Annotated in this window: 16 protein-coding genes; 6 read left to right on the plus strand and 10 right to left on the minus strand. The window is 46.1% G+C overall.

What is annotated here, in order from left to right; all coding sequences use genetic code 11:
* Positions 1-2: 2 nt before the first annotated feature.
* The 8 genes from NSQ68_RS24790 to NSQ68_RS24825 all read right to left on the minus strand — a co-directional run bounded on the left by NSQ68_RS24790 (position 3) and on the right by NSQ68_RS24825 (position 9,026).
* Complete coding sequence (locus tag NSQ68_RS24790; RefSeq protein ID WP_342429160.1) at positions 3-116, minus strand: putative holin-like toxin; 114 nt, start codon at positions 114-116, stop codon at positions 3-5.
* A gap of 64 nt (positions 117-180) precedes the next feature.
* Positions 181-918: an ABC transporter permease gene (locus NSQ68_RS24795; protein ID WP_342427488.1), complete on the minus strand. Its 738-nt coding sequence runs from the start codon at positions 916-918 to the stop codon at positions 181-183.
* Positions 919-946: 28 nt separating this feature from the next.
* The gene (locus tag NSQ68_RS24800; protein WP_342427489.1) at positions 947-1,657 is read right to left on the minus strand and encodes an ABC transporter permease; all 711 of its coding nucleotides are present in this window, start codon (positions 1,655-1,657) and stop codon (positions 947-949) included.
* Positions 1,650-2,576 carry an ABC transporter ATP-binding protein gene (locus NSQ68_RS24805; protein WP_342427490.1) on the minus strand — a complete coding sequence of 309 codons (927 nt, stop codon included), beginning with the start codon at positions 2,574-2,576 and terminating at the stop codon, positions 1,650-1,652. The genes NSQ68_RS24800 and NSQ68_RS24805 overlap by 8 nt, the downstream gene beginning before the upstream one ends.
* Before the next feature lie 186 nt (positions 2,577-2,762).
* Complete coding sequence (locus NSQ68_RS24810; RefSeq protein ID WP_342427491.1) at positions 2,763-3,791, minus strand: NADH:flavin oxidoreductase/NADH oxidase; 1,029 nt, start codon at positions 3,789-3,791, stop codon at positions 2,763-2,765.
* Positions 3,792-4,110: 319 nt separating this feature from the next.
* Positions 4,111-5,415 (minus strand): extracellular solute-binding protein, encoded by a 1,305-nt coding sequence (locus tag NSQ68_RS24815; protein ID WP_039271867.1) that lies wholly within the window; start codon positions 5,413-5,415, stop codon positions 4,111-4,113.
* A 106-nt stretch (positions 5,416-5,521) separates the two neighbouring features.
* Positions 5,522-7,168: a response regulator gene (locus NSQ68_RS24820; protein ID WP_342427492.1), complete on the minus strand. Its 1,647-nt coding sequence runs from the start codon at positions 7,166-7,168 to the stop codon at positions 5,522-5,524.
* Positions 7,161-9,026, minus strand: coding sequence for a sensor histidine kinase (locus NSQ68_RS24825; protein ID WP_342429161.1), 1,866 nt, complete (start codon positions 9,024-9,026; stop codon positions 7,161-7,163). The genes NSQ68_RS24820 and NSQ68_RS24825 overlap by 8 nt, the downstream gene beginning before the upstream one ends.
* A gap of 121 nt (positions 9,027-9,147) precedes the next feature.
* Here NSQ68_RS24825 and NSQ68_RS24830 point away from each other — a divergent pair, with 121 nt between their 5' ends.
* Together NSQ68_RS24830 and NSQ68_RS24835 are read left to right on the plus strand one after the other, a co-directional pair.
* Positions 9,148-10,044: a sugar ABC transporter permease gene (locus NSQ68_RS24830; protein WP_029518756.1), complete on the plus strand. Its 897-nt coding sequence runs from the start codon at positions 9,148-9,150 to the stop codon at positions 10,042-10,044.
* The gene (locus NSQ68_RS24835; protein ID WP_013312583.1) at positions 10,044-10,874 is read left to right on the plus strand and encodes a carbohydrate ABC transporter permease; all 831 of its coding nucleotides are present in this window, start codon (positions 10,044-10,046) and stop codon (positions 10,872-10,874) included. Before NSQ68_RS24830 ends, NSQ68_RS24835 begins: the two co-directional genes overlap by 1 nt.
* Before the next feature lie 102 nt (positions 10,875-10,976).
* Here NSQ68_RS24835 and NSQ68_RS24840 read toward each other — a convergent pair whose 3' ends face one another.
* A complete protein-coding gene (locus NSQ68_RS24840) occupies positions 10,977-12,665 on the minus strand; it encodes a methyl-accepting chemotaxis protein (RefSeq protein ID WP_342427493.1) in 1,689 nt (562 codons plus the stop codon).
* A 325-nt stretch (positions 12,666-12,990) separates the two neighbouring features.
* Between NSQ68_RS24840 and NSQ68_RS24845 the strand changes: the two genes are divergently transcribed.
* Positions 12,991-14,196, plus strand: a complete 1,206-nt coding sequence (locus NSQ68_RS24845) for a GTP-binding protein (protein ID WP_342427494.1) — start codon at positions 12,991-12,993, stop codon at positions 14,194-14,196.
* A gap of 59 nt (positions 14,197-14,255) precedes the next feature.
* Here NSQ68_RS24845 and lepB read toward each other — a convergent pair whose 3' ends face one another.
* On the minus strand, positions 14,256-14,876 hold the full coding sequence (lepB, locus tag NSQ68_RS24850) for a signal peptidase I (RefSeq protein WP_342427495.1): 621 nt from the start codon (positions 14,874-14,876) through the stop codon (positions 14,256-14,258).
* Positions 14,877-15,207: 331 nt separating this feature from the next.
* Between lepB and NSQ68_RS24855 the strand changes: the two genes are divergently transcribed.
* The 3 genes from NSQ68_RS24855 (at position 15,208) to NSQ68_RS24865 (ending at position 19,382) form a co-directional block, all read left to right on the plus strand.
* The gene (locus NSQ68_RS24855; RefSeq protein ID WP_342427496.1) at positions 15,208-16,560 is read left to right on the plus strand and encodes a right-handed parallel beta-helix repeat-containing protein; all 1,353 of its coding nucleotides are present in this window, start codon (positions 15,208-15,210) and stop codon (positions 16,558-16,560) included.
* A 112-nt stretch (positions 16,561-16,672) separates the two neighbouring features.
* The gene (locus NSQ68_RS24860) at positions 16,673-18,205 is read left to right on the plus strand and encodes an MFS transporter (RefSeq protein WP_029518760.1); all 1,533 of its coding nucleotides are present in this window, start codon (positions 16,673-16,675) and stop codon (positions 18,203-18,205) included.
* Between the two features lie 49 nt (positions 18,206-18,254).
* The gene (locus NSQ68_RS24865) at positions 18,255-19,382 is read left to right on the plus strand and encodes a glycoside hydrolase family 88 protein (RefSeq protein WP_342427497.1); all 1,128 of its coding nucleotides are present in this window, start codon (positions 18,255-18,257) and stop codon (positions 19,380-19,382) included.
* Positions 19,383-19,436 lie beyond the last annotated feature (54 nt).

The raw sequence follows: 19,436 nt of genomic DNA on the forward strand, positions 1-19,436 counted from the left end.
GTCTATTTCTTTTTGTTTTGGTTCAACGCAATAACAATCGTAACGATTAATCCGATCAACGCTATTAATAGCATGCCGAACATCATCATTAATGTCAGAGCATCCTTAAGCGACAACATTTTACAGCTTCATCCATCCAATCTTATGCAAACACTCATCGTCTTTTACTGATTACACACTCTACTTTGTCTCTATACGGGTATAGCTTCTCAACGCCAAAAAAAGACCCAGCACAAAAATAAAGCAAATACTGATGATCCCTCCAGGAACATACGTGAATGTTCTGCCCATTTGTCCATGGGGAGAAAACAATAACGGCACTGTCCATGGATAAAAGGCATTCCCCGGTGTATTAACCAAAACAAAATTTAAACACATAACCGTACACATCCCCATAATGGCGGGTACAAATTTTTTCCAACGAATGGCGAAGAACGTAATGATCGGGATGAGCATAGCGTGCATAAGAATCATTTTAGCAAATACCCCAAGCTGATACATAACAATTTCAAAGGTTAGCGGTCTGGTCGTAATAAACGTACCCAATACTGTAGATAGCACAAATGCCATCAGCAGGCTAACAGCGATGTACATATAAATAACGAGTAGTTTGCTGAAGTAAATCCGAGTTCGGCGAACTGGGTTTGTAAACAGTGCAATATGAGTGTTCTCCTGGTATTCTCTCGCATAGATATAGCAGGTCAGAATGTAATAGCTCATATATCCAGTTATTAAATTAATGGAGGATACCAAATCCATAAAGTATTCATTCCATCCATCACGATCCAGGGAAAGTTTAGGATTTATGGCGTAAGTACTAAAAGTCAAAAATATGGTTGCTATTAAAATAAACACACTTAGAAAAAGAATTTTAGTTCCTTTCATCTTCAAGCACTCTGCTTTAAACAGGTCAAGCATAGTAACCCTCCTCTCAAAAACTCTCCATTTAGTCTCTTCTTTGATATGTCCATATAGATAAAAGCAATCCAAGAAGAAAGGTCACCGATAAGCTGAACCATGCTATTGAAACATTGGTAGGTATAGTCGCATTCCTTTCATTAGGAGATAAGAGATAGGGCACAATCCAAGGGTACCATTCACTTTTGTATATAAAATTCAAAAATATTGCAGTACAAACTACGAGTACAACCACCATGATGCTCTTCCAGCGTATAGCAAAAAAAGAGGCGATTGGGATTAACATCGCATGCATCACACACATTTTAGCAAACACTTGGATTTGGTATACCCAGATAGCCATCGTTAAAGGTCGATCTGTAATGGACATGCCTAATAAGGCAGACAAAAACAGAACGAGAAATAAGGATACAATAATAAATCCATAAATAATGATCAATTTACTAAAATAAAATTTAACCCTGGTGACAGGCGTGGTAAACATAAATAGATGCGTGTTTTCCTGATACTCTCTTGCAAAAATATGACCGGTTAATATGTAGTAACTGATAAATCCGGCTGCAACATTGACGAAGAGAACTATGCCCTCGAAATAGTAAGTCCAACCCCGTTTATCAATTGAATATCTGTAAAAAATAGCGCTCAAAGCGAATTCCAGCAGTACAACAGCCAGCAATATAATATAGCTTAACAAGAAGGCTTTAGAGCCTTTAAGCTTAATGAGTTCTGCTCTAATCATGCCGCCCACCCTCTCCCGAAATGAGAGTCAGAAAGTACTCCTCTAGCGTCTGTTTAGAGGTGTGTATCTCATAGACTGAAAACTGATGATCTATTAACTGTCTATTTAAGGTGGCTGTATTTTCAATCGGACTATGAATTCTTAGTTGTTGTGGGGATAACACCTGAGATTGTAGTTGCTTCATGTGCTCTTGTAGAAATGTTTGTACTACTTCTGCATCGTCTACCTTTACATCTGTATATTGCTCAAAACCTTCCTCTAACCGACTCAAACGATCTTCCGCTAACAGTTTTCCATTATGTATAATCCCGATGTGTGTAGCTAACTGCTGAATTTCGCTCAAGATATGACTGGAAATAAGAATCGTTTTTCCTTCTTCCTCGCACAACTGCTTCAATAGCTGACGAATTTCCTTAATTCCAGATGGGTCCAGTCCGTTCGTCGGCTCATCTAATATAAGCAACTCAGGGTCATGAACAAGCGCCCTTGCAATCCCTAATCTTTGCTTCATTCCCAGGGAAAAATCCTTGAACTTCTTTTTTCCCGTATGCTCTAATCCCACTGTCGTTAATGTACGTTCAATTCTCCCATCATCCTGCACTCCCATGTACATACAGCAAATCCTTAAATTATCGCGTGCACTCAGGTTTTCGTATAAACCTGGCGTTTCGATAATCGTACCTATTTTCGAGAAAATAGAAGGATAGTTTTTCTCCAGCCGCTCGCCAAATAAAAAAACCTCCCCACTTGTAGGCTCAATCAGCCTCATCAACATGCGGATGGTAGTTGTCTTGCCAGCTCCATTCTCACCGAGGAAACCGTAGATACTGCCACGCTCCACGTGTAAGAATATGTCGTCTACGGCTACAGACCCCCCAAACTGTTTGCGGAGCTTTTTCGTTTCGATAATATAATCCATTTCTTCTAGCCTCCTAGACACCAAATATGATTATTATACAGAATGACTCATCCACAAAATGTAAAAATCCTCACGCCTATTCATTCTTAATCAATGTCTCTCTAAAACAAAACAGGCACCTGACGAAGCGTACACTTCGTTGCAGGTGCCTTGTTTATATATAAACAACGTGGGATTACTTAGGCCTCAGTAGCCACGTTGATATTGTTCAGGTATGGAAGGCTTCTCGCCGCGCAGTGTCACCGCTGCATGAGTAGCCCAATATGGATCGCGCAGCAATCCGCGTCCCACAGCGACCAGATCGGCATCCTCATTGCCGATAACAGACTGCGCCAAGGCCAGTTCATCCAGTGCGCCAACGGCGATGACTGGGATGTTCAGCGCCTCGCGAATTTGGCGCGCGAACGGCACTTGATAACCCGGATAGTTGCCTGGCTTTCTTGCTCCGGCCGGACCTTCTCCGCCCGAGCTGACATGAACGACATCTACGCCAGCAGCTTGATAAGCACGGCTCAGCTCAATGGCATGATCCACATCGTACCCACCATCTACGTATTCCACCGCGCTAATGCGGAAGATCAACGGCATGCCTGCAGGCATTTCCTTACGTACAGCCTGAACCACTTCAACACCAAAGCGGGATAAATCCTGACCGTATACGTCATCCCGTTTGTTCGTCACTGGCGAGTGGAATTGGTGAATCAGGTAACCGTGTGCACCGTGAAGCTCGATCGTATCCACGCCCGCTTGAACCGCACGCCGGGCGGCGTCTGCGAATTTTTGCACCATGCCACGGACTTCCTCTGTGGTCAGTGCGCGCGGCTGTTTATAGTTCGCATCCGGGTATGCAATCGCGGAAGGAGCGACTGGCTCAGCTGCATCCTCAGCTTTACGGCCCGCGTGAGCAATCTGAATGCCTACCTTGGATCCGTGCGCATGAATACCGTCAACCAGCTTCTTATAAGCCGGAATATGCTCGTCTGACCAAAGACCCAGATCATAATCGGTAATTCGTCCATCCGGTTCCACGTCCGTCATTTCTATAATAATCAGCCCCGTGCCTCCAATAGCCCGGCTCAGGTAGTGGACATGATGCCAGTCATTCGGAATCCCGTCCTTGGCCGTCACCGAGTATTGGCACATTGGAGCCATGACCACACGATTCTTTAACTCCAAATCTTTGATTGTATACGGTGTAAACAACGAAGTCTTCAAAACGCTCATCTCCTTTTTCATCTCTACCACATAACTAAAAATGCGTTCCAAATTACACGGTCTATTATAAGCACAATCGGCACAGTCCAAACGAAATAAAGAGATTCCCCAACTGGGGTATCCCTCGTACTGGCACCGTGCAGTCATTATGTATATCGTAAAGTTGTAGATGTATTGCACACAATCTATTATCCACAACCTAATAACTTTTTGCAAGTAAATATTTAAATATTATTAAATATTTTTTTGTTCACACTCTCTCGACCTCCTAACTCTAACACAAAAAGACGCCCTTACGGACGCCTCTGCGAAACCAGTTTTATTGTGCTGAACCTAATTGCACCCATGCCTTCTCAATCTCTGCAACCGCCTGATCCTTGTTCATGTTACCACTGATATAAGCCTGCATCAGCTCGCCAAATTTTTGATGGAATGTATCCAAGGAGTAGTTAACAGACAGATCGCCGGACTTCGACGTTTTCAAAATGCTTTCCATTTCCTTAGGCATTTCCAGATCAGGAAGCGGTGCATCCTTAATTGGAGGAATCACCTTCGCTACCTGGGAGAACCAGTTCTTACCGTATTCCGAAGTGTACAGCCAGTTGAAAAATTCAATCGTTTCCTTCGATACTTCCGAATCCTTGTTGATACGTAGCGCCTGATCTGCTCCGGTAATGATGACCGATTGATCCGCTTTGTCACTCACTGGATATCCCATGATGCCAATCTTGAGATCAGGGTTAATTTTTTTGATCGCTTCCTCATCCCACGCACCTTTACCCGTCATAAATGCAGCTTTCCCAGATGCAAAATCACTTACTCCCGCATTGCTGTCCCGTTCCAGCGGCTTATCTGTGCCATGTTTCACCGTCAAATCAATGAAGCTAAAGAAGTTGTTGTACAGCACTGGGTAGTCCTTGATTTTTGCTTTACCTGCGATAAAATCACTAACGAGCTGCTTCGACTCCACGCCTGCATCCTGTGCAGCAGCATCTACATAGTGCATGAAGATGTGCTTCCATACCCACCACTCTTTATATGCGTTCGCAAATGGAGTAATGCCCTTCGCCTCCAGCTTGGTGACCGCGTCCTGCATTTCTGCAATCGTCTTTGGCGGGGAGGTTATCCCAGCTTTGGTAAGCAAATCTTTGTTGTAAATCAACGAAAACAGGTTCCCCTTCACCGGGAGTCCGAGCACTTTTCCGTCACTCGAACTCATATTCGCTCGAACAGCATCCGTCATGGCTGCTGCTAGCGGCTCATTGGTCAAATCGGCGCTATAATCCGCATACGTGTCGATGTCGCCTCCTGCCGTCGTTTGGAATACATCCGGTGTACTACCTGAAGCTATTTTCGACTTCAGAATCGTGTTGTAGTCTGCCTGCATGATCTCCAAATTGATCTTCACGTTAGGTTTGACCTTCTTATACTCCTCGATATACGCGTTAAAAGCATCGGTATACTCCGGTGAGGCTGTGAACATGTTTATTGTAACCGTTTTCAAATCTTCTTTGCCGCCAGCACTTTCTTTCGACGCATCCGTGCCGCCGCTGCTTCCACATCCGCTCAACAAACCGACCGTCAAAAGCAAACTGCCGGATAACGCCATCATCTTCTTTAACATGGATACTCCCCCATTTGTTTGTGATCAACGTCCATGCGATCATTCTAAAAAATATACTCCAATTTAGAAAGGCAGATTAGTGAAGCATTAAGGGTAAAAAAGTGGTTTATCGCAAGCTCACACGATACTCAGACGGTGACACCTGATAATAATTACGAAAAGCCTTACTGAAATAATTTTTATCTTTGTAGCCGAGCATGTCCGAGATTTCTTGTATTTTCAGGCTAGAATCGCCCAGTAGCTCTTTCGCCTTGTCCATCCTAACCTTCTGTACATATTCGTGAATACCGTAACCAAACTGCTGCTTAAACAGCTTCATCAAGTATTCCCGACTCAAAAAATAGGTTTCAGCAAAGAACGAAATTTTAATATCCTCAAAATAATAACGGTCGATGTGCCTTTTGATGTCTGTTATGTCAAAGGGCTGGTTCCCCGCTTGAGCATGTTGGACCCCAGCAATGTAAAGCTCCAGCATCCGATTCAATCTCTGACCGTAGTGAACAAAGCTCGTAAAATCAGGAGACAAATCGCTTTCCCCCACGTGCTCCGGTTCTTCCAAAGCTCCATCTTGATTCAACGCTGACGTAGACGCACCCAACTCAATCGCTGCCTCTTTCAGTAGAAAATGGAACTCACGCATCAATCGATCAGCATCCTGTAAACGGAAAACAGGACCTGCTGCCAATTGTTTCAGCAGATCACCCAGCAGTACCTTTGCCCGGTTTGCCTGACCTGTCTGAGCATCCTTTTGGATCGACAACAGTTGCTCCGTCCATGACATTTCCTCTGACGTAGCCATTTGCCGGGGCACCGTATGGAGAATAGATTCCCCTTCCAGCTTCAATACATCCGTGCTGTGAATGAGCGTTTTGGCATCCCTATAGGCAGAAGCCAGCTCCACTACGTCTGTACAGAGCTTGCCCACTCCGGCCGCTACTACCATACTGAACAGCCCATGCAGGTTCACAACCGCCTTCTGTACCACTTGTGCCAGTAGGAGGGACATATGTTCTTCATGTCCTGGGGCCAGGGTACAGATCGAAATGACCTCGCGCTCCCGTCGCGGATGGGGGAAGCTAAAACAACTCAACCGTTCATCTGATGTCTGCGCTAATACATTCGTTACAGCAAAATCCATCAGATCGACATCGCCATGAAAACGTGTCCTGCGGATCACATCCCTGTTGAGCAGCCGCAGCACGATCACCCCAAAGCGATTCCCCGGCTGATCCGCTCCGATTAATGGGAGCAATGCCGTATTGGCCTGCTTTTTAAAGCTACCGTCCAAAATGGACAAATACAGCTTCTCTTTCAGCTTCGGCAGTGACATATTCAGCGTAATGTTCTGGCTAATGGACTTGTTTTTGCTTTGCTCTCGGCTTTCCAGAATGTCCACTGCTTTGCGCAGTGCCTGGTTCAGATCCTGACGATTGATAGGCTTGAGCAGATAATCCACCACCCGGGATTGAATCGCCTGCCGTGTAAATTCAAAGTCATTGTAGCCGCTAATGACAATCGTCAGCAGATGGGGATATGCCTTCTCGATGGCACGGAGAAATTCGATACCGTTCAGCTCAGGCATTTTCATATCGACCATCACCACATCTATAGGGTGCTGACCCAACAGTTCCAGTCCCAATCTTCCATTCGTCGCTTCATAAATATGTTCGATCCCCAGACGGTCCCAGTCCCCGATAATACGAATGGCTTCACGCAACGGCTCTTCATCGTCAATAATCAATACGTTATACATGACTACTTCCTCCCCGGGGAATTTGCATTCTCATTTCCGTTCCCGTTTCATCCGTAAGGATGAATAATCCTGCCTGATCTCCATACAAAAGCTTCAACCGTGTATTCAGATTTTTTAAACCAATATGCTCGCTCTCCCGTTCTTCCCATTTTTCGCGGAATGAATCCAGCACCAGTCTCAGCTTGTCCTCTGAAAATCCAGGCCCGTTGTCCCTGACTGCAATTGTGGCATTTGCATCTGTAGAACTCGAATCGGCTGTAATGACGATCAGAATATCGCTTGATACTTTTTCCAACGCATGCTTGATAGCATTTTCCACCAACGTCTGCACAGATAATCTCGGAATCGGCAGCTCCATCAGCGTTTCCTCCCATACCACTTCGACCCGCAGTCTCGCCCCGAACCTTGCCTTTTGCAGACCTATATATCGTTCAATATGCTTGAGCTCCTCACGGGCAGCTACGATATCCTTGCCGTTGATGGAATACCGTAACGTTTGGGCCAACGCATCCACCATATCCGCCATGTCGAACATCTCCCGCTTTAATGCCTGTGTGGATATGGCTTGCAGGGCATTGTACAGAAAATGAGGATTAATTTCAGCCTCCAACGCCTTGAGTATGGCGTTCTTTTCGACCAGCTTCATGCGATAGCGCTCATTAATAAGTTCTTCGGTTCTTTGAACCATTTCGTTAAAATGCAGTGACAAATATGCAATCTCGTCATGTCCCTTCACAGGAGCTGTTGCTCCAAAATCTCCGGTGCTAAACCGCTTCATCTGGGTGGACAGCTTATGTAAAGGTCGGGTAATGGCGTTCGAGGTCAGTGTCACTAATATAATAGACACACCTAAAAATAAAGCCCCGATGGCATAGCTCCAGTTCCGTGTTGTCGTAGCTGTTTCATAAATCTGGCGGTATGGGATGGGCTTAATGAGTTGCCACCCATCCTTTTCGCCAGCATCATAGACGACCAAATACTCCTGATTGCCACTGCGATCTGACCACGTTACTCGCCCGCTTCCTCCCTTGCCGATCTGTGTCAACACTCCGGAATCACGCATCCGCTCATATAGCGGAAAGCTGTTCACATAAAAGGGAACCCCTTTAGGGCTCATTAGCATCAATTGGTCCCCTTTGCCCAGTGGAACGTTCTGCATGATTTCATCCACGGTGCTTGTATTGTAATAAAAGGACAGCACCGCCTGCGGGTGACGGGATGCAATCGATCTCAGCACTCGATGGTATGCCATAAAGCTGGCTTGTGGCGCCACATAGCCCATATCAGAGCGGGACCCCACAAAGGATTGAAATGATTCATTCGTGGTACTAGCCATCGCCTCTTTATACCAAGGAAGCTTGGGAATATCCGTGTTTATTCCTTTGCGCACCGTAATGTTGTACGTCTCCCTCGTCACCACATAGTATTGATGTCGGTCCGCCACGTACAAGTAGATCGCTTCCAGATCAGTACGCGAATAAAACATGCTGCGCAAGTAATTCTCAATGACCATTCTCGAAGCATAGTCCCGGTTCTCATTGGCAATAGCGTTCATGATATCGTTGTAACGTAGCTGTGGAAGAGCCAACTGCTGCATTCCCTCCAAGTAATCCTCCAAATTCTGATTGACCAGCAGCAGATTATTTGTCGTGCTGGCGATGCTATGGTTAACCGACTCCTTTTCAATCATCTGATAGGAAATAATCGTGAGTGAGCCCACCACCAGAATAATCACCGAGGTAAAAAGAAGAATGAGCTTGTTCACTAATTTTTGCGTGATCCTCCTCCACATGGAGCGAAGAATCGTTCCTACACGCTCTGACATCATGATAACCGCCCCTTTTGAAAGCGTACACATTTTTACCCTCAACTGTTTTCTTAAATCCATTGGTCCGGCCCTAGGGCTATCCTATACTTTCATTATATCTTAAACAGCTTGGAACGTAAGAGCGGAAAATGTTGAGAAAAAGAGGTGCGTTATGCTGAAAAAAAGGGGAACCCGGGGCGACAAGGGCAGTAAACTGGAATTCGGTTTATTCACACTGCCCGTAATCTTGTGCATTACGATTGCATTTTATATTCCGTTTTTGATGACGATACGCTATTCCCTGACCAAGTGGAACGGCATATCCAAACATCCGAAATTTGTAGGGCTGGATAACTTCAAACAAATCTTGCTTGGAGACGCCAATTTTGCACATGCAGCCTGGTTTACCGTCAAGTATGCCATCCTGTACATTGTATTGGTGAATGTGCTGGCCATTTTGCTGGCGCTCGTTCTCGATATGAAGCTGAAAAGCTCGGCTTGGCTACGGGCGGCTTTCTTTATCCCTTATATCCTCAGTCTCGTGATTGTTGGCTTCATATGGAAATTCATCTTCATGCAAGGCTTTGAGTCACTGGGACACAGTACAGGCTGGGGCATCTTCCAGCTCAGTTGGCTGGGTGAGGAAGGGCTTGCGTTTGTTTCCATTTTGGCAGTATCCATCTGGCAATCCATTGGCTTTTACATGGTCATTTATATTGCAGGCTTGCAATCTGTGCCAGAGGATCTAAAAGAAGCTGCCATTGTCGATGGCGCGGGGCCGATTCGGAGATTTTTCAGTATTATTCTACCGATGCTCGCACCTTCCATTACGATCTCGGTCTTCATGGCACTGACCAACTCAATCAAAGTGTTTGACGTCATTTTATCTCTGACCGGCGGTGGGCCGGGAGGTACGACATACAGCATTGCGTATGATATTTACCGGGACACGTTCCAGAACAATCTGTATGGCTACGGAACAGCCAAAGCATTGATTTTATTCGTTGCAGTCCTGATCATTACGATTATTCAATTGTCTATTTTCAAACGCAGGGAGGTTGAAGCCTGATGCAACGCAGCCGTACGGGACGTATCTTGCTAGAAGCGGGCATGATTGTATTATCACTGTTATTTTTGTACCCGCTGTTTCTCGCCATTAACAATTCGTTCAAAAGCTTCGCTGAGGTCATGACCGACGTCATTGCCCTGCCTAAGCAGCTTTCGCTGGATAACTACGTATATGTATGGAAATTCATTGACTATCCACGCTTATTTCTGAATAACACCATTATTACCGTCGTCGGCCTGGCAGGTATCGTACTGATATCTTCCATCGCGGCCTACAAGCTGGCAAGAACCAAGAGCAAATGGAGCTCCGTGATTTACATGCTGTGCATTATGCCGATGCTGATTCCGTTTCAGTCCATCATGCTCACGGTCTTGCGACTGGCGAAAGACTTAAATCTGGCAGACAGCACTTGGGGACTTGGCTTGCTGTATTGGGGCTTCGGCGCTCCACTGGCAGTATTTATCTATCACGGCTTCGTGAAAGGTATTCCGGCTGAGATCGACGAAAGCGCCAAAATCGATGGGGCCTCGGGCTTCCGGCTTTTCTTTTCCGTAATTTTTCCCTTGCTGAAATCAGTCACCGCCACCATTGTCATTATCGACGTGATGTGGATTTGGAACGATTTTCTGCTTCCGTTACTCATGGTTAACGGCTCACCCAGCACTAAGACGCTGACGCTGGCCGCCTATACCTTCGTCGGACAGTACACATCCGACTGGCAATACGCCATGACCGCGATGGTAATGGCTGTGCTGCCTTCGATTATCGTATTTATTTTTCTGCAAAAATACATTGTCAAAGGCGTCGTCGCTGGAGCCGTCAAAGGCTGAGTCAAGGATTCAAAACCAGATGCAAAAAAGAGGACTTGCGTGTTGTTCGCGCAAGTCCTCTTGTCTTCGTGATATCCATCATGGGCTTCTGTACAGTATTCTTTAAGCCTTAAACTGGCCGAGCGCTTTCAGCATCACTTCCATAGCAAGCTGTAGATCAGCAGAGCAGGTATTTAGACGGTTAATCTCTTCCATCTGTTCGGAAGCTGCCTCCGACACTTCCTGTGATCCGCCACTCGTCCTGCGGGCAATGACAATTATTTCAGTAGCAGAAGCGGTAACTTCCTGCACACCTGCTGACATTTGTTCTGCGGTTGCTGCCATGCTTTCGATCCGTTCTGCAATGTGAGTGCTTCTTTCTACGATATGTTCGAAGCTGTCATGTGTCTCGTTCATCATCCGCAGCCCGCTGTCCACATGCGCTACCACATGTCCAATCGCTTCCGCCGAGCGCTGTACATCTCCATCAATGTTTTGAATGAGCTGCGCCACTTGGCGGGAGGCTATTCCCGATTGATCTGCTAGCTTCCGCACCTCGGATGCTACAACCTCGAATCCTCGTCCCTGCTCACCTGCGCGAGCAGCTTCAATAGAAGCATTCAGCGCCAGCAGTCCTGTCTGTTCAGATATTCCCTGAATAACCTGCATAATTCCGGTAATTTCACCTGATTGACGGTGCAGCGCTTGAATCAGAGCATCCGTATGCTGGATGGCCGAATGCAGCTCCCCCATCTGTTCCACCGTGAGACGTGCGGTTTCCGCTCCTGCCTCCGCCTGCTGCTTGGAGTAGATAGCAGCTTCGGCAATCTCCGAGGCGTTTTCCGCGACATTTTGAATGCCCTGAGCCATCTCTTCCATCGCCGTCTGATTTTCCAACACGCTTCGGGTCTGCACTTCTGCTCCGTCTGCAACCTGCCGTATGGTGTCCGCAATCCTATTGGCCTGTCTGGTCGATGCTTCAGCAATGACGGCAAGCCGCCCCGTTGAGTCGGATACTGCTCCACAAGCATGCATACCCTCGGAAATTAAAATGCTCAAATTTGCTCGCATTTCATTATAGTTGGTACTCAGCCGTCCGAGCTCATCTTTGCTTGGATCATGCAGGACCGAAGTGAAATCCCCCTGACCTGCCTTGGCGAGCGCTTGGCCTACACGGCCCAGCCTGCGGTTTACCCTGCTCATGTACCAGAGAATCACGGCTAGCGACACCGCAATAGCAATTACAATTACAATCATAAACTGGCGGATAAACCCGCTAATGATCCCGTCAATGATCGATTGCGATGCACCTACATACAGAATGCCAATCACGGCACCGTCCGCACTGCGGATGGGTGTGTACGCAGCTTGATACGTTTTGCCAACTACTACCGCTTGGCCATAATAAGACTGACCCTGCTTTAAGACAACGGTAGCCACCTTCTCCGATACTTTCGTGCCTACAGCTCGTTTGCCCTCCAGCATGACATTCGTCGCTACCCGTTGTTCCCCTTGAAAGAAAGTCACCGTATCGCCTGTTGCCTCGCCAATTTCATCGACGATTTCTTCATTATTGTTAATCCGTTGGCTCCCCTTATATAATTGCCCGTCCTCGATCTGCCATGCCCCGCTATATTTGTAGTCCACCAGGCGGGCTGCCATATTTAAGTCATTTTTAGCCTTTTCAGTAGCAAAAGACTCAATACCCTCCTGCATTCGGCTAGTAACCACATAAGCGATCACAACAGACAATACAATCAAAATGCCGATCACCATACCACTAATTTTAGTGCCTATCCCTATTGTCCGCATGTATTGGATACGTCCTCTCTAATCTGACGCCATGCCGTCACAGCTCTACAATTTAAGCTGAATCTGTTCCATCATGGATACTTATTTTATCGTACAAATTACCTAAAATTTTAATTATTTATCGATTTGAAAATTAATACAGTTCTTATCAGGTGATCTTACCTTCCTTGACAATTCCTCTTAATAATGATTTACTAATTTTATTATTCGTAATAATTACGATTAAAGGAGAACAAAGAAAGCACCTCTGCTTTCCTATCTCGCATGATAACCACTACAGCACATTCGACATTTCATGATACTTTCGAAGGGAAGAGTGATTACGTTGGCAAACGCTATGGAATTGGAAAAGAAAATACCGGTCACGGTACTAAGCGGGTACCTCGGCTCCGGCAAAACTACACTGCTGAACCATGTGCTGAACAACCGGGAAGGCTTGCGGGTAGCCGTTATTGTCAATGATATGAGTGAGGTAAACATTGATGCTGATCTCGTTCGTGACGGTGGAGGATTATCTCGTGTGGATGAGAAGCTGGTGGAAATGTCCAATGGATGCATCTGCTGCACCTTGCGGGAAGATTTATTGAAAGAGGTAGAACGACTGGCACTCGACAAAAGGTTTGACTATATCCTGATCGAGTCCACGGGGATAGGTGAGCCCATTCCAGTAGCCCAGACCTTCAGTTATGTAGATGAGGAAAATGATATTGATTTGACCAAGCTGACCCGGCTGGATACGATGGTCACCGTCGTGAATGCACCGGAATTTTGGAAGGACTTCTACTCCAGGGACTCCCTCAAGGATCGCGGACAGGAAGTGGCAGAGGAGGATGCACGCGGCATCGTTGATCTGCTCATAGAGCAGGTGGAATTTTGTGATGTGCTGATCATTAACAAATGCGATCTGGTATCCCCTGAGGAGCTAGAACGACTGGAAAAAGCGTTACGCGGCATTCAACCAAACGCCAAAATCATCCGTTCCGAGTACGGTAAAGTGGACCCAAAAGAGATTTTGAACACGCATCGCTTCGATTTTGAAACAGCTAGTCAATCGGCAGGCTGGATACAGGAAATGAACAAAGAAGAGCACGTACCGGAGACAGAGGAATATGGCATTGCTTCGTTTGTGTACAAGCGCAAAATCCCATTTCATCCCGAACGTTTGTTGAAATGGCTGGCTCAATGGCCTGCTGAGGTTGTACGTTCCAAGGGATTGGTGTGGCTCGCCACGCAGAACCGCACTGCTTTTACATTCAGTCAGGCGGGTAGCTCCAAACAATTTGCACACGCAGGACTCTGGATATCTGCATTGACTGAAGAAGAACGCCAATACTATCTCGGTGAAGATTTCGAAAAGACACCTGACTGGGACGAAAAGTACGGTGACCGGGTTACCAAGCTCGTATTTATTGGTATCGACATGAACCGGGAAGAAATCGAGCGCACCCTGGATGAAACACTGCTGACCCCTGAAGAAATAGAGCAGGATTGGCGCAAGCTGCCGGACCCGTTTACGAAAAAAATACAATGAGATTATAAAACAAAAAGCGCCTTAAGTGAGGAATCCTCCCCCTCTTAGGCGCTCTTATATTATTTCTGCTTAACCCATTGTGCACTATCCACCGGCCAAAAAATCACATCCGCACGGCCAACAATATCTTTAATAGAAACAAAGCCAATAGCACGACTATCTCTACTATTATTGCGGTGGTCGCCCATCACAAAAATATACCCCTCAGGTACCTTGGAATCGGTTATGGTTCCATTTGGAAAATCGACATTGTTATATAGTTCCCCCTTGGCGTGCGCATCCTGAATAGCTCCCTGAATGTATGACTCCTCTACTTTCTTACCGTTCACATAAAGATGATCACCTTGATACTGGATCGTATCTCCAGCCACTCCAATAACACGCTTAATAAAGTCTTTTTGTTCCTTTCTCACATGGAATACAACAACCTCACTCGGCTTGGGATCACGAAAATCATAAATCATTTTGTTCACGACCACTCGTTCATCTGTCTTGAAATTCGGTTCCATGGAGGCTCCCTCAACAATAAATGGCGCAAATAATAGCCAACGTATAATGAACACGAGCACAATGGCTACAATAATGGCCTTAAGCCAATCGATCATCTCATTTTTCACTCTTGGCTGCTTTTCCTGCAATTGTTCGACAGTTGAATCTGGCAAATGATTTCCACTCTCCATGCGCTAAGCCCACCTTTTCTCACTGTTTTCATTCCTATTATATGTATAATGTTTAAGTATAATCAAATTTTCCCAGTCTGGCAAAACTGCACTTTTAGTTGAAACAAAAGTGTGAACTTTTTTTCACAACATTAAAAAAACAGTAAAAAACTGTTGATGCAAACGTTAACATATATTACACTGTGCATATACTTCATAGAGCGTATTAGACATAGGTTAGATCAATCTGTCACCCCAGGAGGTGTCCTGTTTTTACTGGTAAGACAGCATGAGCCACTTTTATATATGCTATCTTCTTTTAAAATAAGAACTCAAATGAGGAGGAATTTACATGTTTAAACGGAATGATCGTCCAAAAAACGGATTTAACGCTCTAAGACTCGGTGTTTCTTTTGTTTTCGCTTCTTCTTGCATTATTGGAACCGCTTACGCAGATACGTTATCCAACGATACCCCTTCTTCCGCACTCACAGAAGAGGCAGTTAGTACAACTGACTCAACCACTGTCTCCACAACATTAGCGGCAGGAGATTTGTATGTAGCGCCAAATGGTAACGTGTCCAATCCGGGTACAATATCCAGTCCAACCACGCTCGAAGCAGCACTTACACAAATTGCTCCTGGTAAAACCATTTACCTGCGCGGTGGTAACTACGCCTACTCCTCAACGATTACAATTCAGCGTGAAAATAGCGGCAATAACGGCTCACTCAAAGGGTTGGTCGCTTACGGTAGTGAAAAGCCGGTACTTGATTTCTCTACTCAAGCCTTTGGTTCAGCCAATCGTGGACTTCAGCTTAACGGAGACTTTTGGCTGGTAAAGGGCCTTGAAGTAAAGGGTGCCGGAGATAATGGTATCTATATCGGCGGCAGCAATAACCGAATCGAAAACGTGGAAACCCACCACAATCGGGATACTGGACTTCAGCTTGGACGTTACTCTCCTAACGCTTCCACTAGTGAGTGGCCTTCGAATAATTTGATTTTGAATTCTTATTCTCATGATAACGCTGATCCCGATAATGGTGAAGATGCCGATGGCTTCGCGGCCAAATTGACTGTAGGATCAGGCAATGTGTTTGATAACTGCTTGGCTGCGTACAACGTAGACGATGGCTGGGATTTGTATAGCAAAACCGAAACGGGTCCCATCGGCGAGGTAACCATTTTGAACAGCGTGGCCCACCACAACGGGCAGACCGCAGATGGAACGTCTACCGCGAACAGCGACGGCAACGGCTTTAAGCTGGGTGGAGACAAAATCAAAGTCAACCATATTGTGAAAAACAGTATTGCTTTCCAGAACAAAAAACACGGCTTCACCTACAATAGCAACCCTGGCACAATTACGTTGACCAACAATACTTCATGGGATAATGGGCAAAGCAATTTCGCTTTTGATAAGGGTGAACACGTGTTCATTAACAATCTTTCTTTCGAAGGAACAGCTAGTGATAAAACAAGCGGTACAGATCAGGACAACTCTAACGTGTGGTGGAAAAACAAAAAAACGACGAATGCCAAAGGTCTGGCAGCCAGTGCAGACGACTTTGTTAGTCTCGTGCCTTCCATCACTCGAAGTGCAGACGGTTCCATCCAGCTAGGTGATTTCCTCAAGCTGGCCAAAGGAAGCGATCTGATCGGCTCGGGTACTCCGAGCGGAAAAAATATAGGGGCACGTTAAAAGCCCCGCCTAATCAGGACGCCCTGGCCCATCTACCAACTCAGACAATTTTGCATAATATAGCGACCGGTGATTGTCCTCATAACCAGACAAAATATGAGGTGAACAGATCATGGAACGAAGAATCACATTGAAACATACACTCGCCTATGGAAGCGGTAACATGCTAGGAAGTGGCGCACTTGCTATTAGCGGTGCATGGTTAATGTACTTTTATACAACCTTTTGCGGACTGTCTCCTGTTCAGGCCGCGGCCATTTTCTCTGTTGCCAGCATCATAGATGCAGTCAGCAATCCGATTATGGGCTTTATCAGCGATAACTTTCACCGGACCCGCTTGGGCCGTAAATTCGGCAGACGACGCTTTTTCATCATGATGGGTATCCCGCTGATGCTCGTGTATCCGATGCTTTGGGTAGATGGGTTGGGCTTCTGGTATTACCTGAGTACGTACGTGCTGTTTGAACTGGTATATACCTCTGTCATGGTGCCGTATGAAGCACTAGCGTCAGAGATGACCCGGGACTTCGGCGCACGCTCCAGATTGACTGGGTGGAAGGCCATGTTTGGCAAAATTGCCAATTTTGCCGCCGCTTTTATCCCTGGTCGCTTTATTGCTGAGTATGGCAAAGACTCTCCATTGCCTTTCTTTTATACCGGTCTCGTTTTTGCTGCTATTCTGCTGATTGCGATGGCATTCTTGTACAAAAACTCCTGGGAACGTCCAAGTGAGGAACTGCAAAAGGAACTAGAAGGTGAAGCTCCGCTTTCCTTTATAGATTCGATGAAAAAGTTGTTTATCGACATTTCCTCTACCTTCCGAGTCAAGACGTTCCGTCATCATCTCGGGATGTACCTGGGCGGCTTTTCAGCTGAGTGGCTATTTACTTCTGCTTTTACGTACTTTATTGTTTTCTCCTTGTTCCAAAGCTCGGAGATGGTATCCAATTTGAACAGCTTTAACTCTGTCATTCAATTGATTTCTACCTATTTTTTCATCCAATTCTGTGTGCGTAAAGGGTTCCGTATGCCTTTCATCGCCGCCCTCGTTGTCGTTTGCTTTAGCGTAGCAGGCTATGGCCTGCTCTATATAACGGGAGCCTCTAATACAATGGTATGGCTATATGTCATCACCCTGTTCATGGGGCTTGGTACTGGTGGCGTCTACTATATCCCATGGAATCAATATACGTTCCTTGCCGATGTGGATGAAGCGTTGACCGGCCGTCGCCGGGAAGGAATTTATGCGGGTATGATGACTTTTGCCGGAAAAATGGTGCGGGCCGTTGTCGTCTTCATTCTCGGCTGGGTGTTACAGCATTTTGGCTTTGTATCCGGGGCTGATAGTCAGCCAGTCGCTGCTCAGCACGCCATCTTTTATGTGCTCGTGGTCGGTACCATCGTTCTCGCGATCATCGGTATGATTGCTTCTGTTGTGATGAAGCTGGATATTGACAGCCACAAGAAGCTAATCGCCGAAATTGACCGGCTCAAAAACGGTGGCTCCATGAAATCAGCCAAACCGGAAGCACGAAAGGTATTCGAGGAACTGACAGGTTTCCATTACGATCGGTGCTGGGGCAACAATAACGTGGGCTTCAAGAACAAACCCGTTGACCCTAAGACACACACTCCGTCTATGTAACAACAATAACCATTACAGATTAAACATTTACTAAAGAGGTGACTGTATCATGGCAAATCCAACATCACAAACAGCAACCAATCCTACAAAAACAGATTCTTGGGCTGTACGTATGAGCGATTCCGTTCTACAACGAAGTCCGGAATTCTACGAAAAATGGGAATATGACCACGGCGTCATTTACAGAGGTCTGGAATGGGTCGGCGAACTGACAGGCGATCCCAAGTATATGGAATATATTAAAAAACATATGGACCATTTTGTTGACAAGAATGGCGTAATTCAGCGCTATAAAGTAGATGAGTACAATATTGACCACGTGAACAACGGCAAGCTGCTCTTCTCTCTGTATCGTGCCACAGGAGATGAACGATACAAAAAGGCAGCCTACCAATTACGCAGTCAGTTGGAAAAACACCCACGCACAAGCGAGGGCGCATTCTGGCATAAGCAAATTTATCCGTATCAAATTTGGCTCGACGGCTTGTACATGGGTGCCCCGTTCTACGCTGAATTTATCCGCGAATTCGGAGATCCGTCAGAGTTTGACGATGTGACCCTGCAATTCAAGCTCTGCTACGAACATACCCGTGATCCTGAAACAGGCCTGCTCTACCATGCTTGGGATGAGAAGGGTGAGCAGCATTGGTGCAACCCGGAAACAGGCTGTTCCAAAAATTTCTGGGGACGCTCGATGGGCTGGTTTGTCATGGCACTCGTTGACGTGTTGGACTATATTCCAGAGGATCATGCAGACCGTCCCGTCCTGATTGATATGTTGACGGAAACACTGGAAGCCCTGCTGAAAGTGCGTGATAAAGAAAGTGGAGTCTTTTATCAAGTGCTCAACCTGGGCCATGTGAAAGGCAACTATCTGGAAGCCTCTGCTTCCTGCATGATTCTCTATGCTATTGCCAAGGGCGTTCGCAAAGGCTATCTGCCAGAGCAATATCGGCAAGAGGCAGAAATCATCCGTAAGGGAATTATCGATGAATTTATCACGATCACTGAAGAAGGACTCGTGAATCTGAACAAAACGGTGCAAGTAAGCGGTTTGGGTGGTAAAGATCGTCGGGATGGTACCTTCGCTTACTACATCAGCGAGCCGATTATAACCAACGATCCCAAAGGTGTCGGAGCTTTCATTCAGGCGATGGGTGAAGCAGAGCGCATCTAAACCACGCGAACGATATACCTTAATTACAAAAAGGACGGTGGCCATCAGCCCCGT

Origin of the sequence: Paenibacillus sp. FSL L8-0158 (genome assembly GCF_038592965.1) — a bacterium.
GTDB lineage: Bacteria > Bacillota > Bacilli > Paenibacillales > Paenibacillaceae > Paenibacillus > Paenibacillus polymyxa_D.